This is a genomic window from Oscillibacter sp., assembly GCF_032018205.1.
In the GTDB taxonomy this organism is placed as follows: domain Bacteria; phylum Bacillota; class Clostridia; order Oscillospirales; family Oscillospiraceae; genus Oscillibacter.
Genome location: NZ_DALZOY010000001.1, coordinates 295968 through 312032 on the forward strand (window position 1 = coordinate 295968; position 16065 = coordinate 312032).

10 protein-coding genes and 1 pseudogene are annotated in these 16065 nt (G+C 58.4%); 9 read left to right on the top strand and 2 right to left on the bottom strand.

What is annotated here, in order from left to right:
* Positions 1-184: 184 nt before the first annotated feature.
* Complete coding sequence (gene galE / locus RTU96_RS01325) at positions 185-1174, top strand: UDP-glucose 4-epimerase GalE (protein ID WP_312634509.1); 990 nt, start codon at positions 185-187, stop codon at positions 1172-1174.
* 298 nt (positions 1175-1472) lie between these two features.
* On the opposite strand, the pseudogene RTU96_RS01330 reads toward galE, so the two are convergent.
* Together RTU96_RS01330 and htpG are read right to left on the bottom strand one after the other, a co-directional pair.
* Positions 1473-1580 (bottom strand): annotated as a pseudogene (locus RTU96_RS01330) (AbrB/MazE/SpoVT family DNA-binding domain-containing protein); the annotation flags it as partial.
* Positions 1581-1893: 313 nt separating this feature from the next.
* Entirely contained in the window at positions 1894-3786 is a 1893-nt protein-coding gene (gene htpG / locus RTU96_RS01335) for a molecular chaperone HtpG (protein WP_312634510.1), read from the bottom strand.
* A 258-nt stretch (positions 3787-4044) separates the two neighbouring features.
* Here htpG and RTU96_RS01340 point away from each other — a divergent pair, with 258 nt between their 5' ends.
* From RTU96_RS01340 to RTU96_RS01375, 8 genes are all read left to right on the top strand, one after another.
* The gene (locus RTU96_RS01340; RefSeq protein WP_294852941.1) at positions 4045-4473 is read left to right on the top strand and encodes a hypothetical protein; all 429 of its coding nucleotides are present in this window, start codon (positions 4045-4047) and stop codon (positions 4471-4473) included.
* 285 nt (positions 4474-4758) lie between these two features.
* On the top strand, positions 4759-6777 hold the full coding sequence (gene glgB / locus RTU96_RS01345; RefSeq protein ID WP_312634513.1) for a 1,4-alpha-glucan branching protein GlgB: 2019 nt from the start codon (positions 4759-4761) through the stop codon (positions 6775-6777).
* A 12-nt stretch (positions 6778-6789) separates the two neighbouring features.
* Positions 6790-7998, top strand: a complete 1209-nt coding sequence (locus RTU96_RS01350) for a glucose-1-phosphate adenylyltransferase (RefSeq protein WP_312634515.1) — start codon at positions 6790-6792, stop codon at positions 7996-7998.
* Positions 7995-9110 (top strand): glucose-1-phosphate adenylyltransferase subunit GlgD, encoded by a 1116-nt coding sequence (gene glgD, locus RTU96_RS01355; RefSeq protein WP_312634517.1) that lies wholly within the window; start codon positions 7995-7997, stop codon positions 9108-9110. Before RTU96_RS01350 ends, glgD begins: the two co-directional genes overlap by 4 nt.
* A gap of 60 nt (positions 9111-9170) precedes the next feature.
* Positions 9171-10847: a glycogen synthase GlgA gene (glgA, locus tag RTU96_RS01360; protein ID WP_312634518.1), complete on the top strand. Its 1677-nt coding sequence runs from the start codon at positions 9171-9173 to the stop codon at positions 10845-10847.
* Positions 10844-13279: a glycogen/starch/alpha-glucan phosphorylase gene (locus RTU96_RS01365; RefSeq protein ID WP_312634520.1), complete on the top strand. Its 2436-nt coding sequence runs from the start codon at positions 10844-10846 to the stop codon at positions 13277-13279. The genes glgA and RTU96_RS01365 overlap by 4 nt, the downstream gene beginning before the upstream one ends.
* Before the next feature lie 381 nt (positions 13280-13660).
* Entirely contained in the window at positions 13661-14965 is a 1305-nt protein-coding gene (locus tag RTU96_RS01370; protein ID WP_312634522.1) for an SPFH domain-containing protein, read from the top strand.
* Between the two features lie 21 nt (positions 14966-14986).
* On the top strand, positions 14987-16063 hold the full coding sequence (locus RTU96_RS01375) for a Trm112 family protein (protein WP_312634524.1): 1077 nt from the start codon (positions 14987-14989) through the stop codon (positions 16061-16063).
* Positions 16064-16065: the final 2 nt, after the last annotated feature.

A 16065-nucleotide genomic window follows, 5' to 3' on the forward strand; every position in this document is an offset into this window, starting at 1 on the left:
TTCTTACTCTAATCTCCTCCTGCGCGGATGCTTGCGTGGCGGTTTGATCGCTTTTATCCGGGGCTTTCCTTGCTATAAAAAACGTGGTACAATATTCGGGAAAACAACAGCATCCGCCTGTGCCCACTCAGAAGACGCCGCGCTTTTTAAGCGGGGCCGCGCAGGTGAAACGGAGGAAAAGACAATGGCAATTCTGGTTCTGGGGGGCGCGGGGTATATCGGGTCCCACACTGCGCTGGCCCTTTTAAACGCGGGCCGGGACGTGGTGGTGGCCGACAGTCTGAAAACCGGATTCCGGGCGGCGGTGCCCCCATCAGCCCGATTTTATCAAGGAGACATCCGGGATCGGTGCTTTTGCGATTCTCTCTTTGAGCGGGAGAAGATTGACGGGGTGATTCACTTTGCCGCCAGCTCCCTTGTGGGCGAGAGCATGACTGCTCCCCTGCGGTATTACGACAACAATCTGGGGGGCACACGGGTCTTATTGGAGAGCATGACGGCCCACGGCGTGCGGGACATCGTGTTTTCCTCCTCCGCCGCGGTGTACGGAGAGCCGGAGCGGGTTCCGATTTCCGAGACGGACAGAAAAGTTCCCACGAATTGCTACGGCGAGACGAAGCTTGCCATGGAGCAGATGATGAAATGGACTGCGGAAGCTCACGGACTGCGCTATGTCGCCCTGCGGTATTTTAATGCCTGCGGCGCGCAGCCGGGGGGCTCTATGGGCGAGGCCCACGATCCCGAAACGCATTTGATTCCCCTGCTTTTGCAGGTGGCAAACGGCAGGAGAGAGCAAATTTTTATCTTCGGGGACGACTATCCTACCCCCGACGGTACTTGCATCCGGGACTATGTGCACGTCTGCGACTTGGCTGGGGCCCACATTTTGGCGCTGGACTATCTGGCGGCAGGCGGGGACAGCGGCGCGTTCAACTTGGGGAGCGGGGCTGGCTTTTCCGTCAAGCAGGTATTGGAGGAGGCTCGCCGCGTCACCGGACACCCCCTTCCGGCTAAGATTCGGCCCCGCAGGGCGGGGGACCCGGCGCGGCTGGTGGCCTCGGCGGACCGGGCGCGGACGGTGCTGGGCTGGGCGCCGGAGTACGGCGATTTGCGTACCATTCTCCAAACTGCGTGGGACTGGCACAGCGCCCATCCGGACGGCTACGGAAAGTAATGCTCCAAGGCAAAAAAGTTCATCAAAGCTTGCAGCCAGATTTGCCAGAGGTGTTTCGTAGAGCGGAAAATGCACTGAAACGCGGTTGCATCAGAGCGACGGCCCGGAGGTGGGCCTTATCTTTCCGGAATGCTGTTTGCCGAGGGCGCTGTTTTCCAAGCCAAAAACAAGCCGTGCCGGTCGTTTTAAGACGATCAGCACGGCTTGTTGCGTTTCTCAGGGCGTTATGTACTCAGAAGCCTATCCGTTGGGAGAGGGCCAGCAATCCTCCGCAAAACCGCTGCCACGGTGTCAATGTAATCAACAATGGGTCGCCCTCGCGAATGCGCATGGTGCGGCGAATTTCTTTTGGGATAACCACTCGGCCCAGATCGTCAATGCGGCGTACAATTCCAGTTGCTTTCATCTATAAATTCCTCCTAAGGCATCATTTGGACAGGTGGCCATAGTATCCGCAGGATTTGTTTCCCTATGCGGATGGATTTACTGGAACTGTCTGGAAATAGCTTTCTATTTTTAAAAATTTTACGCCGCTAGGTATAGTCTCGGGCAAAAAAATATGGCAAGGCCGAAAGAAAAAGCTTCCACCCGTGTGCGGTATGGCACACGGATGGAAGCAAAGGGAATAAAGACCTGGCAACAGATTTTGCGGTTAGGTACGAGTCTTTTACTTTGTGCATCGCCGCGTTTTATTTCGCTGCGATGCGCACTTTTTGAAATCAAACCAGCAGCTCGCACACCAGGTCGGTGTAGCCCGAAGGGTCTTCCAGCGGGAGGCCCGCGATGAGCAGAGCCTGATTGAACAGGAGGGCGGCGTATTTTTTCGCTTTTTCCGGGTCCTCCGTCACGGCCTTTTCCAGCGCGGCGAAGACGGGATGGGCCGCGTTCAGCTCCAAAATACGCTCTGCCTTCGGTGCTTGCTCGGGCTGTACCGCAGCAAAATATTTCTCCATTTCAAAGCTCAGGCCCGGCCCGGCGGTAAGGCATACGGGATGGGATTTCAGGATTTTGGAAGCCCGCACCTCTTTGATCTGCTCTCCGAGAGCTTCCTTCACAAAGTCAAACACAGCTTTGTGGTCGTCTTCCTCAGTCTCTTTGGGCGCTTCCTCGCTTTCCGCCTTGGGGGCGGCCTCACCGGAGAGGGCGGAGAGGAACTTTTTCTCCTGATAGGTCATCAGTGCTTGTGCGGCAAATTCGTCCACATCCTCGGTGAAGTACAAAATCTCCGTCCCCGCGTCCTTGAGGGCTTCGAGCTGGGGCAGGCGGTCGATGGCTTCCACTGTTTCGCCTGCGGCGTAGTAAATGCTCTCCTGGCCCTCCGCCATGCGAGAGATGTAATCCGCCAGAGATACGGGCTTTTTCTCCGTGGAGGAGTAAAATAGCAGCAGGTCCTGAAGCTCTTCTTTCTTTGCGCCGTAGTCAGACACCACGCCGAATTTCAACTGGCGACCAAAGTTTTTCCAAAACTTTGCGTATTCCTCCGGCTCATCCTTCATCATTTTCTGAAGGTCTGCCCGAATTTTTTTATCCAGATTGGCGGCGATGACCTTTAGCTGCCGGTCGTGCTGCAACAGCTCACGGGAAATGTTCAGACTCAGGTCGGCGGAGTCCACCACGCCCCGGACAAAGCGGAAATGCTCCGGCAACAGATCGGCGCACTTTTCCATAATCAAAACGCCGTTGGAATAGAGCTGCAAACCCGATTCAAAGTCCTTGGAGTAGTAGTTGAAGGGCTGTTGAGAGGGGACAAACAGCAGCGCCCGATAGGTCACCGCCCCCTCGGCGGACACGGCGATCACCCGCTGTGGCTCCGCATAATCGTTGAATTTATCCCGGTAAAACTTGTCGTATTCCTCTTTTTTCACCTTGGACTTCTGCCGCTGCCATAGAGGGATCATGGAGTTGAGCGTTTCCACCTCGGCATAGGTTTCGTACTCGGGATGATCTTCGGGAGAATCTTCCTTTTTGCGGGTTTTGCTGATCTCCATGCGGATGGGGAAACGGATGTAATCCGAGTATTTGCGCACCAGCTCCTGAAGACGCCAGCCCTCTAAAAACTCACTGAATTTTTCGTCGTCTGTGTCGGGGCGCAGATGCATAATCACGTCGGTGCCAAAGCTTTCCCGCTCACACTCCGTGACGGTGTACCCGTCTGCGCCGGAAGACTGCCACAGATACGCCGTGTCAGAGCCGTATTTCTTTGTCACCACCGAGATGTGGTCGGCCACCATAAACGCGGAGTAGAAGCCCACGCCGAACTGACCGATTACGTCGGCATTTTTAGCGTCATCTCCCACCTCCTGCCGGAACTGAAAGGTGCCGGAGGAGGCGATGACGCCCAGATTGCTCTCAAGGTCCTCCTTGTCCATGCCGATGCCGTTGTCGGACACGGTGAGAATGCGCCCGGTCTTGTCCGTTTTGATTTCAATTTTGAAATCCTTGCGCCCAAGGCCCACGTCCTGATCCGTCAGCGCCCGGTAGCACAGCTTGTCGCAGGCGTCACTGGCGTTGGAAATGATCTCCCGGAGAAAAATCTCGTGATGGGTGTAGATGGAGTTCACCATCAGATCAAGAAGTCGCTTGGACTCCGCCTTGAATTGTCTCTTTGCCATGGATGATACACTCCTTTTTCATTTTTCAAAACGACACTATTATAGCATCGCCCTGCTGAAAATGGAATATCAAATTTCAAAATTACATTTAAAATGAACGTAAAAATCCTGCAAAAAACCCGCCCGGAGCTTTAAAACCGAAAAAGAAGTAACCAAATTGTAAATTCCGAACGGAAAGAGTTGTGAAGAGAAAAAAATGCGAGTAGAATATATTGAATCCCGAATGGGATATGTTGTTTTGAAAAGGAGCCTTCCTCTATGGGATTTGTGCAGAGGCTGCGAGGCGGCCTGGCCCGCCTGATGTACGGGCGAAACGGCGCGGATCGGCTGGGTCTGGTGACGATTTGGACCTCGCTGGGCCTGAACATTGTCTCCGCCCTCCTTCGAGGGCGGGTGCCCGTGGCGGGCGCGGTGCTTTATTGGGCGTCCATGGCCTTGGCGGTCTGGGCGATTTTCCGGATGTTTTCTAAGGACCTCTACAAGCGCAGGGAGGAGAACAGCCGTTTTTTGCAGTTTTGGTGGAGACTTCGCAACGGACACAAAAACGCGAAGGATCGCCGGGCCGACACGGAGCATAAATACTTCACCTGCAAAAGCTGCAAAACCATCTGCCGTGTTCCGGTGGGCAAGGGTAAGGTGGAGATCACCTGCCCCAAGTGCGGCGCTAAAATCCGCGGAAAAACCTGAATTCAGAGGACAGCCGTCTTTGGCGGCTGTCCTCTGTTGTTTTTGGGGATGGATGGAGCCGGGAAGAACCTTTTGCAGGAAAAGACAAATTTGCCCGAAAGCGTTTGTGCAGTCTATAAAAAGTCGTTGAAATCCACGAAAGCACAACCTACATTTCGACAGGGCACATTCTTGACGCTCCGAAGGCCCTAGGGTATAATTGAAATAAAAATTGGGCGCACGCAGCGCACACGAAAACGATTAACCGCCGATGGAGGAATTTTCCCGGCGGGAAGGAGTGAGGATATGGGGGAGAGCGGACATGCCTTGGCGTTCCACGCGGGGACGCTGTCAGACGGCTGGAACTGGCTTGGCGCCCACCCCGCTGGGGAGGCGGGCCTTGAAGGCTGGCGCTTTCGGGTCTGGGCACCCCATGCGCTGACGGTGAGCGTGGTGGGAGATTTCAACGAATGGGATATCTCCGCCGATCCTCTCACGCGGGAGGGGGAGACGTGGACCGGCTTTGTGCCGGAGCTTCCCGGATTCACCTCATATAAATACGCCGTCACCGGCCCGGACGGGAAGGTCCGCTATAAGGCGGACCCCTATGGCTTCCACACGGAAACCCGCCCCGCCACCGCAAGCAAGCTTTATGATATCTCCGGATTTTTGTGGACCGATAAAGATTTTCAAAAAGAAAAAGCGGGCCGTCCCGGAAACACCGGGCCGCTGAATGTGTACGAGGTGCATCTTGGCTCTTGGCGCAGGCGGGAGAATGGGGATTTTTACGATTACCGTTCCATGGCAAGGGAGCTTGCCGCCTATGTAAAGGAAATGGGCTATAACGCGGTGGAGCTGCTGCCGGTGACGGAGCATCCGCTGGACGACTCATGGGGATATCAGTGCACCGGGTATTTCGCGCCCACCTCCCGGTACGGAACGCCGGAGGACTTTATGTGGTTTGTGGACCATATGCATGAAAACGGCATTTCCGTAATTTTAGACTGGGTTCCCGCCCACTTCTGCAAGGATGAGCAGGGACTGTATGAGTTTGACGGAGATTGCTGCTACGAATATGCGGACCCGAAAAAGCGGGAACATGCGGGATGGGGGACGAGGGTTTTTGACTATGGACGGACGGAGGTAGTGAGCTTTCTTCTCTCTTCTGCCCGGTTCTGGCTGGAGGTCTATCACATCGATGGGCTGCGGGTGGATGCGGTGGCCTCCATGCTGTATCTGGACTATGACCGTCCTGCGGGCCAGTGGACCCCCAACAAAAACGGTGGCCACGAAAATCTGGAAGCTGTGGAATTTCTCCGGGCGCTGAATCGAATGGCCTTTTCCATAAATCCCGGGGTGTTGATGGTGGCGGAGGAATCTACCGCTTGGCCCTTGGTCACCCGTCCGCCAGAGGATGGAGGGCTGGGCTTCAACCTCAAGTGGAATATGGGCTGGATGAACGACATATGTCATTATTTAAAGCTGGACCCCTATTTCCGCCAGTTCAACCACAAGGACCTTACCTTTTCCATGATGTACGCGTTTTCGGAAAATTACGTGCTCCCCATGTCCCACGACGAGGTGGTACATATGAAAGGCTCGCTGGTGGGGAAGATGCCGGGAGACTATGAAACGCAGCTTCGTTCCCTCCGCGGCTTTTACGCGTATTTTCTGGCCCATCCGGGAAAAAAATTGCTGTTTATGGGCCCGGAGCTTGGCCAGTGGCACGAGTGGGACGCAAACGGCGAGTTGGACTGGTATCTGCTGAAGCAGGAGCCAAACCGCAAAACTCTGGCATTTTTTCGAGCGGCAAACCAATTTTATCAGAAAACCCCGGCTCTGTGGGAGGAGGACTTCCGGCAGGAGGGCTTCCAGTGGCTGGTGGCGGATGACAACCACAACAATGTGGCGGTGTTCCTGCGCAGGGATTCCAGGGGCGGGGCGCTTTTGTGTGCGGTGAATTTTTCGCCCAACACCTACCCCGACTATCGAGTGGGCGTGCCGGAGCAGGGGCGGTATACCGAGGTGTTCAACACCGACGGGGAAGCGTTCGGCGGCGAAGGCTATGGAAACGATTCGCCCGTGGAGACGCAGGCGGTTCCCTTCCACGGGCGGGCGCAGTCGGTGGTATTGCGCATTCCGCCCTTTGGGGGCGTGTTCCTGCGGATGGAGAAGAACGCGGCAAATTCCACGAAAGCCGCAGTGTCCAAAAAGTTCCCAAGCGCTGAAACGCCCTCTCCAAAAAGAGCGGCGGCGAAGGGGACAAAGGAGAAAAACGCCGGGCGCCAAGCCGCGAAAAAGGCGGCTCGAAAGCCCGGTAAATGAGGAGGCAGAGGCATGAAAAAGGAGTGCATCACCATGCTGCTGGCCGGCGGCCAGGGCAGCCGGCTGTACGTGCTTACCGGCGATATGGCAAAGCCAGCGGTCCCCTTCGGCGGGAAATACCGCATCATCGACTTTCCCCTGTCCAATTGCGCAAACTCCGGAATCGACACCGTGGGCGTGCTGACCCAATACCGTCCGCTGGAGCTGAACGCATATGTGGATAACGGCCAGACCTGGGACTTGGACAGCAGCACTGGCGGCGTCCACATTCTGCCGCCCTACCAGTCCGCCGCGGGCGGTACGTGGTATAAGGGCACGGCAAACGCCATTTTTCAGAACATTGCCTTCGTCAACCGGTACGACCCGGAGTATGTGGTGATTCTCTCCGGCGACCATATCTACAAAATGGATTATTCCCGGATGGTGGAGCGGCACAAGGAGACCGGCGCGGCCTGCACCATTTCCGTGATGGAGGTCCCTTGGGACGATGCTTCTCGCTTTGGCATCATGAACGTGGACGCAGGCGACATGGTGACGGAGTTTGAGGAAAAGCCCAAGCACCCCAAGAGCAACCTTGCCTCTATGGGCATTTACGTTTTTAGCTGGAAGACCCTGCGGTCCTATCTGGAGACGGATGAGGCGGACAGCGCTTCGGACAACGACTTTGGAAAGAATGTCATTCCCGCCATGCTGCAAAACGGCGAAAAAATGGCGGCTTATCGGTTCGAGGGCTATTGGAAGGACGTGGGGACGCTGGAATCCCTCTGGGATGCCAACATGGATATGCTTTCCCCGGAGTCGGGCCTTGATCTGCTGGACGAAGCGTGGCCCATTTACGCACAGTCCCTCTCCCTGCCTCCGGCCTTCCTTGGGAAGCATGCCAGGGTGAGCCACAGCGCCTTCAACCGGGGCGGTAATCTGGAGGGGACGGTCGAAAACTCCGTGCTTTCCGCCAGCGTCACGGTGGAAGAGGGGGCGCGGGTCAGCTATTCCGTGCTGATGCCCGGCGTCACCGTGAAGGCTGGGGCCGTGGTGGAATATGCCATTGTGGGGCAGGACGCGGTGATTGGTGAAAACTGCCGCGTGGGCGCGTCGCCCGAGGAGGCGGACCCCCTTTCGTGGGGGCTTGCGGTGCTGGCCCCCGGCTGCGTACTGGAGGCGGGGATCAGCGTCCCGCCCAAAGCCATGCTGGATGAACGCGGCGAGGAGGTGGCAAGATGAACGGACTGCACGGAATTATTTTCTGCTATGAGCGGCGAAACGATTTGAAGGAGCTGACTGTCGGGCGCTCCGCGTCCTCTCTCCCCTTTGCCGGACGGTATCGGGCCATCGACTTCGGCCTTTCCAATCTGGTGAATGCCGGGGTAACGGATGTGGGCGTGGTACTCCACGGGCAGTATCAAAGCCTGATTGACCATCTTGGCAGCGGCAAGAACTGGGACCTCAGCCGCAAGCGCGGGGGACTGAAGCTGCTGCCTCCCTTCGCCTATGAGCGGACGGGCGGCGGATACGGAGAATTTCGGGGGAAAATGGAAGCGCTGGCGGGGGTGCGCAGCTATCTCCAGTCCATCCGGCAGGACCATGTGGCGCTGATGGAAGGGGACCTTGTGGTAAATCTCCCTCTTGCCGAGGTGCTGGACCGGCATATTCGCTCCGGCGCGGACATTACCACCGTCTGCGGGGACGACAGCTTTGCCGTGGACAACGGCACCTATTTCCAGTCTGACGGAGAGGGACGGGTGCGGGAGGTTTTATACCAGATGCATACGCCCCGGGGCTATCGGGGGCTGGAGGTGTACATCCTGTCCACAAAGCTTCTGGTGGAGCTGGTGGACCAGTGCATCAGCCGCGACCAGTATAGCTGGCGGCACGACATTCTTCAGGCCAAGGCGGGAGAGCTGAATATCCGCTCCTTCATCTGGCCGGGGTTTGCCGCCCAGATTCGCTCCGTGCAGGAGTATTATGACCGCAGCATGCAGCTTCTGGATGCCTCCATCCGGGCGGAGCTGTTCACGCCGCTGCGGCCTATCCGGGCAAAAAACGCGGACAAATCGTCCGCTTACGCCGGTCCCGGCGGCCTCTGCGTCAACTCGCTGATTGGAGACGGCTGCAAGCTGGAGGGGACGGTGGAAGGCTCTATTCTGTTCCCCGGCGTGGTGGTTGAGGAGGGCGCGCGGGTGCGCAACTGCGTTCTGTTTAAGGACACCGTGATCCGCCGCAACGCGGATTTGGCCCATATCATTGCCGACAAACGGGTGGAGGTGCTTCCAGACCGCACGCTGATTGGACACTCCTCCTATCCACTGGTGGTGAGTAAGGGCGCACGGGTGTAAAGTCCGTCCGCTTGCGGGCGACTTGGAAGCGCGGTCATGAGTTAGAAAGGGGAAACCGCCATGAAAATTTTGTATGCCACCAGCGAGGCCGTACCCTTCTGCAAAACCGGAGGGCTGGCCGACGTGTCCGGCTCTCTGCCTGCCGCCATCGCGGCGGAGGGCGCTCAGATCGCCGTGGTGTTGCCGCTGTACCGGCGCATCCGGGATCAGTTTGGCCCTCAACTGGAGTACCTTTGCTACGACTATGTGAATCTGGCGTGGCGGCGGAGCTATTGCGGGCTGTTTCGCCTTGTGCGGGACAAAGTGACCTATTATTTCTTGGACAACGAGCAGTATTTTAACCGCGCAAATTTATACGGCTATATGGACGACGGAGAGCGGTTTGGCTTTTTCTCCCGGGCGGTGGTGCAGATGCTGCCCCATATGGCCTTTTGGCCCGATGTGATTCACTGCAACGACTGGCAGAGTGCCCTCATTCCCATTTATCTGAAAGACGACGGCGTGCGGGAAGAGCGGTACCGCGCTGTGCGCACCGTCATGACCATCCACAACATCGAGTATCAGGGACGGTTTGGGCCGGAGGTCACGGGGGATTTGTTTGGTCTGGACTCCGGCTGGGTGAACGACGGCACCATCATGATGGATGGGGACGTGAATCTTTTGAAGGGGGCCATCCTCTGCGCCGACGCGGTGACCGCCGTGTCCCCCTCCTATGCCGAAGAGCTGAAATACGCCTATTTTGCCCACGGGATGGAGAGCGTGATGCGCCGGTGCGCCTATAAGCTCTCCGGCGTACTCAACGGCATCGACATGAAGCGCTACGACCCCGCAGCCGACTCGCTGCTTGCGAAAAACTACTCCGCCGACGATCTTACCGGCAAGGCCGCCGACAAGGCGGAGCTGCAAAGGATGATGGGCCTGCGGGAGGAGCCGGACACGCCGATTCTCGCGGTGGTAAGCCGCCTTGTGGCCCACAAGGGGCTGGACCTCATCCGGGAGGTGTTCCATGACATTATGGAGCTTCCCGTGCAGTTGGTGGTGCTGGGGCAAGGAGAAGAGAAGTTTGAGGAGTTTTTCTCCTGGGCGCAGGGGCAGTATCCCGGGCGGATGGCGGCGCATCTTGGCTATGACGAGGCGCTTGCCATGAATATTTACGCGGGGGCGGATTTGTTCTTGATGCCCTCCCGCAGCGAGCCCTGCGGCCTGAGCCAGATGATCGCCATGCGGTACGGAACGGTCCCCATCGTCCGAGAAACCGGCGGGCTGAAGGACACCGTCCACCCTTACGAGGCGTGGCGGGATGCGGGCAACGGATTTACCTTTGCGGCGTACAACTCCGGGGATATGCTCTTTGTCATCCGGCAGGCCGTTGGCCTTTACTGGGACTATCCGGACCATTTCCACCGCCTGCGGCAGCGCTGCATGGAAGGGGACTTTAGCTGGCGGCGCAGCGCGGGGGAATACCTGCGGATTTACAGCGGGATCACCGGAAAGCTCCGGGTCAAGCCAGTGGGCACGGAGCCCGAGAGCCCCGCCGGGGAGGAAGTGCTTGGAAACCCCGCAGCGCAGGAGGAATCCGCTCAACCGGAAAAGGCGGTTCAACCGGCGGAGCCGGAGAAGGTTGAAAGGTCCGCCACAAAGGCGCCGGAACAAGCGAAGCAAGCCGGAAGAAAGACAGCCAAGAGGAAAGGAAGCGCGGACGAGAAGGAACTGTCCGCGGATAAGGCAGACGAATGACGGCATTTACAACAAGGGAACTGGAAGACGCGCTGACCCGCAAGCTGATGATCAACTTTGGGAAGACCGCCGAGGAGGCCGGGGAGACGGAGATGCTTCGCGCCTGCGCGCTTGTGCTGCGGGACGCCATGGCCCTGCGGGGCGTGGAAACCCGGCGGGAAACCCGCCAAAGGGAGAAAAAGAAGGTCCACTATCTGTCTCTGGAATTTCTGATGGGGCGGAGCCTTCAAAAAAACGCATATAATCTGGGGGTGCTTCCCCAGTTGAAGGAAGCGCTGGAGCATCTGGGCTTTCAGGCTGGAGACGTATTCGAGCTGGAGCCGGACGCGGGCCTTGGCAACGGCGGTCTGGGCCGTCTGGCTGCCTGCTATCTGGACTCTATGAGCACGTTGGAAATTCCCGCCACGGGGTATTCCATCTGCTATGAGCTGGGGATTTTTAAGCAGAAGATCGTGGAGGGCCAGCAGGTGGAACTGCCCGACGCGTGGAAGGGCATCGGCTCCGCGTGGCTGCTGCCAAAGCCGGAAGAGGCCCGGCAGGTCCGCTTTGGCGGGACGCTGCGGGAGTTTTGGAACGACGGGCATCTCCACATCGTGCAGGAGGGGGGAACCACCGTGCTGGCCGTCCCCTGCGACATGGAAATCGCCGGGTATGACACCGGCCACACCAACAAGCTGAGATTGTGGGACGCAAAATCCCCCAAGCCCGTGGATATGAGCCTTTACTCCAAGGGGGAGTATCTCAAGGCCACGGAGGATGAGGCCATGGCGGAGGTGATTGCCAAGGTCCTTTATCCCGACGACAACCATGAGGAAGGCAAATCCCTGCGGCTCAAGCAGCAGTATTTCTTCGTCTCCGCCACGGTGCAGAGCATCGCGGAGGAGCACATGGCGGAATTTGGCACCATGGCCAACTTCCACGAGAAAAACGTGCTTCAAATCAATGATACCCACCCGGCACTGGTGATTCCCGAGCTGATGCGGATTTTGATTGACGATGCGGGCATGGGATGGGATCAGGCATGGGAGATTACCACCCGGTCTGTGGCCTACACCAACCACACGGTGCTGGCGGAGGCGCTGGAGAAGTGGCCCCAGGCGCTGTTTGAGCGGCTGCTGCCCCGCGTTTGGCAGATTACGGCGGAGATTGCCCGCCGGTGGGAGGAGAAGTGCCGCGCGTATTTCCGGGACGAGGAAAAGGTGCGGGACACCGCCGTGGTCTGGGACGGGGTGGTCCGCATGGCGAACCTGTGCATCGCGGGGGGAATGCGGGTCAACGGCGTCAGCGCCCTCCACTCGGAAATTCTGAGAAGCGACGTGTTTCAAAACGCCTGCGCCATGGAGCCGGAGAAATTCACCAACGTCACCAACGGCGTGGACCATCGACGCTGGCTGGCGGAAATTAACCCGGGACTTCACGGGCTGGTGTGCGACCTTGCGGGGGGCGAGACGTATCTCATGGACCCTCAGGCCCTTGGAAAGCTGGATGCGTACGCCGACAATCAAGAGGTGCTGCGCCGCCTTGCGGAGATCAAGCGCAGGAACAAGGAGGATTTTTCCGCCTATGCGAAACAGCAGCAGGGCGTTCTGCTGAACCCGGATGCGATTTTCGACGTGCAGGTGAAGCGCCTCCACGAGTACAAGCGCCAGCTTTTAAACGTGCTGCACATCATCGCCCTTTACCAGCGGTTGCAGGACGACCCGAACGCCATCGACCGGCCCCGCACCTTCCTTTTCGGGGCAAAGGCCGCGCCGGGCTATGCCGTGGCAAAGCGGATTATCCACCTGATTAACTCTTTGGCGGACCAGATTGACCACGATCCCGTCTGCCGCGGCAAGCTTCAGGTGGTGTTTTTGGAAAATTACCGGGTGTCTCTTGCGGAGCGGCTGATGCCCGCCAGCGAGGTTTCCCAGCAGATTTCCACCGCCGGAAAGGAAGCCAGCGGCACTGGCAACATGAAGTTTATGATGAACGGCGCCCTGACTGTGGGGACGCTGGACGGCGCCAACGTGGAGATGCACGAGGTTTTGGGGGATGAGAATATGTTCCTCTTCGGGCTCCGGTCAAACGAGGCGGCGGCTTTAAGCCGGGAGGGGTATCTCCCCCAGAGACTGTACGCCCGGGACCCGGTGCTGCACCGCGTATTGGACGCGCTGAAAACCGGCTTTCGGGACGCCGTGAGCTACGAGGATTTGTACCGGCGGCTGCTGTTCGGCGACCATGGCGCGCCTGCGGACGAATATCTGCTGCTGGCGGATTTTTCCGCCTACTGCGACGCGGAAAAGCGTATGGCGGCCACTTATGCCGACCCCCAGAAATGGAATGCCATAAGCCTGCGGAACATTGCCCGCAGCGGCGTGTTCGCGGCGGACCGGGCGGTGGCGGAGTACGCCGACCGAATTTGGAACGTGCCCCATCGCAAGGTGCGGTAAGCTTTCGCCGTGAAAAGGAGCGGACCTCACATCCATTTTGTCCCGGCTTTACAAATGAGGACAAAACGGATATAATAATAAAGCTTTGTTACGGAGGGGAAACGCGCCCGGACCCGGTCGGCATCGGCAAAACGCCGGGGCGGCGGGAAACGGCCCGAACCGAACACAAACCTTGCCCGGCTGTTTCCAAAAGCAGCCGGGCATTTTGCCGTTTTGGGCGGTGCAGCATATGAAAAAACGCTGCTGTGAAGCATTGCGGGCCGCGCGGCTGCGCTTATTTGGAAGATTCTTTCTGCGCAGCGGGCCAGAACAACCGCCGCCCGTGCGCATGGAAAATACGTTATAATTTGACCGTTTACAAATACAAAGGAGGAAACCTGCATGGGACTGATCAAAGCTGCAAAGGGCGCCGTCGAGGGGGCGCTGGCGGACCAGTGGAAGGAATATTTCTACTGTGAGGCTTTGCCTGCGGACGTACTGGCGGTGAAGGGACAAAAACGCACGTCCCGCCGCTCGTCCAACACCAAGGGAAGCGAGAATATCATCACCAGCGGTTCTGTCGTCGCCGTGGCAGACGGGCAGTGCATGATGATCGTGGATCAGGGGAAGGTGGCCGAGGTGTGCGCCGACCCCGGCGAATTTATCTACGACGCATCCACCGAGTCCTCCATTTTCTCCGGCGAACTGGAGGAGAGTGTCCACCGCACCTTTGAGAGCATCGGCAGGCGGTTTACCTTCGGCGGTGAGCCGCCCAAGGACCAGCGGGTTTACTATTTCAACACCAAGGAGCTGCCGGGCAACAAATACGGTACGCCCAGCCCGGTTCCCTTCCGGGTGGTGGACCGGAACGTTGGGCTGGATATGGATATCGCCATCCGCTGCTTTGGCGAGTACAGCTACCGCATCTGCGACCCGCTGCTGTTTTATACCAACGTCTGCGGCAATGTGGAAAGCAGCTATACCCGGGAGAGCATTGACGGACAGCTCAAAAGCGAGCTGATGACCGCCCTCCAGCCCGCCTTTGCAAGAATCAGCGAAATGGGCATCCGCTATTCCGCCCTGCCCGGCCACACCATGGAGATGGCACAGGCCCTCAACGAGGTGCTTAGTGAAAAATGGAGGAAGCTGCGGGGTCTTGAGATCATCTCCTTCGGCGTTTCCAGCGTAAAGGCAAGCGAAGAAGACGAGCGGATGATGAAGGAACTGCAACGGAACGCGGCCCTCCGCGACCCCTCCATGGCGGCGGCTCATCTGACGGGGGCGCAGGCGGCGGCGATGCAGAGCGCGGCGGCAAATACGAGTACCGGCGCTCCCATGGCGTTTATGGGAATGAACATGGCGGGGGCCGCAGGCGGCATGAATGCGCAGGAGCTTTACCGCATGGCGCGGGAGTCCGCGCCGGGACAGTCCGTACCCGGGGGCGGCTGGACCTGCCAATGCGGCGCGAAGGCCACCGGAAAATTCTGCCCCGAATGCGGCAGGCCGAAGCCCGCACAGGACGGCTGGACCTGCGCCTGCGGCGCGGTGAACAAGGGCAAATTCTGCGCCGAGTGCGGCAAGGCAAAGCCTGCGGGCGTTCCTCAGTACAAGTGCGACAAGTGCGGCTGGGAGCCTGCCGACAAGGCCCGCCCGCCCAAATTCTGCCCCGAGTGCGGCGATCCCTTTGACGACGGAGACCTTCAGTAAAACAGACGGAGGCGAATGCCCATGCCCACCAATATTACCAATTACCAGTGCCCGGCCTGTACAGGCCCTTTACACTTTGGGACCGCATCGGGAAAGCTGGAGTGCGAATACTGCGGCTTGTCCTTTGACGTAAAGGTCATTGAGCAGCTTTATGCGGACAAGGAGCAGGCGGCTGCCGCGCAGCCGGAGCCGGAAGCCACTATGGGCGGCGGCGAGTGGAGCGAGGAAGAAGCGGCCCGCCTGCGGGCCTATTCCTGCCCCTCCTGCGGAGCGGAGCTGATCTGCGACGATACCACGGCGGCCACGTCCTGCCCCTATTGCGGCAACCCTTCGGTGATTCCCGCCCAGTTTTCGGGACACCTCAGGCCGGACTGCGTGATTCCCTTCCGCCTTGACAAAAGTGCCGCCGTGTCGGCGTTGGAGCGGTATTACAAGGGCAAGCGCTTTTTGCCCAAGTCCTTTGCTTCCGGAAACCACATTCAGGAAATTAAGGGCGTTTATGTCCCCTTCTGGTTGTTTGACGGCAAGTCGGACGGGAATCTGAACTTTCGGGGAACCAGAGTTCAGGTGTTTAGAAGGGGAAACGAGGAAGTCACTGTGACCGATCACTTCCGGGTGGTGCGGCAGGGCACCGTGGATTTTCAAAAGGTGCCCGTGGACGGCTCCTCCAAAATGCCCGACGCGCATATGGACGCCATCGAGCCCTTCGACTACGGGGAGTTGAAGGAGTTTTCCACCGCGTATCTGCCCGGCTTTCTGGCGGATAAGTACGATCAGGACTCTGCGGAGTGCAAGGACCGGGCTTATTCCCGTATCAAGGCCAGCACCGAGGACGCCCTTTCCGCCACGGCCCGGGGCTATGCGACATTGAGGCAGGAGAGCGGAACCGTCCGACTTCAAAAATGCAAGGCAAAGTATGCCCTGCTGCCGGTGTGGATGCTGGCAACCCGCTGGGAGGGGAAGGATTTCCTCTTTGCCATGAACGGCCAGACGGGAAAGCTGGTGGGCGACCTGCCCATGGATTGGGTGAAATTCTGGCTGTGGTTTTTCGGGATTTCTCTGCCGCTGATGGGTCTGCTGGGCCTGATTTTGCTGTGAAG

Excerpts from the sequence above, each read along its gene's own strand:
- RTU96_RS01340 (WP_294852941.1), top strand. The coding sequence starts at position 4,045 with ATGGGATTTGTGCAGAGGCTGCGAGGCGGCCTGGCCCGCCTGATGTAC.
- htpG (WP_312634510.1), bottom strand. The coding sequence starts at position 3,786 with ATGGCAAAGAGACAATTCAAGGCGGAGTCCAAGCGACTTCTTGATCTG.
- RTU96_RS01365 (WP_312634520.1), top strand. The coding sequence starts at position 10,844 with ATGACGGCATTTACAACAAGGGAACTGGAAGACGCGCTGACCCGCAAG.
- RTU96_RS01350 (WP_312634515.1), top strand. The coding sequence starts at position 6,790 with ATGAAAAAGGAGTGCATCACCATGCTGCTGGCCGGCGGCCAGGGCAGC.
- glgB (WP_312634513.1), top strand. The coding sequence starts at position 4,759 with ATGGGGGAGAGCGGACATGCCTTGGCGTTCCACGCGGGGACGCTGTCA.
- RTU96_RS01370 (WP_312634522.1), top strand. The coding sequence starts at position 13,661 with ATGGGACTGATCAAAGCTGCAAAGGGCGCCGTCGAGGGGGCGCTGGCG.
- galE (WP_312634509.1), top strand. The coding sequence starts at position 185 with ATGGCAATTCTGGTTCTGGGGGGCGCGGGGTATATCGGGTCCCACACT.
- glgD (WP_312634517.1), top strand. The coding sequence starts at position 7,995 with ATGAACGGACTGCACGGAATTATTTTCTGCTATGAGCGGCGAAACGAT.
- glgA (WP_312634518.1), top strand. The coding sequence starts at position 9,171 with ATGAAAATTTTGTATGCCACCAGCGAGGCCGTACCCTTCTGCAAAACC.
- RTU96_RS01375 (WP_312634524.1), top strand. The coding sequence starts at position 14,987 with ATGCCCACCAATATTACCAATTACCAGTGCCCGGCCTGTACAGGCCCT.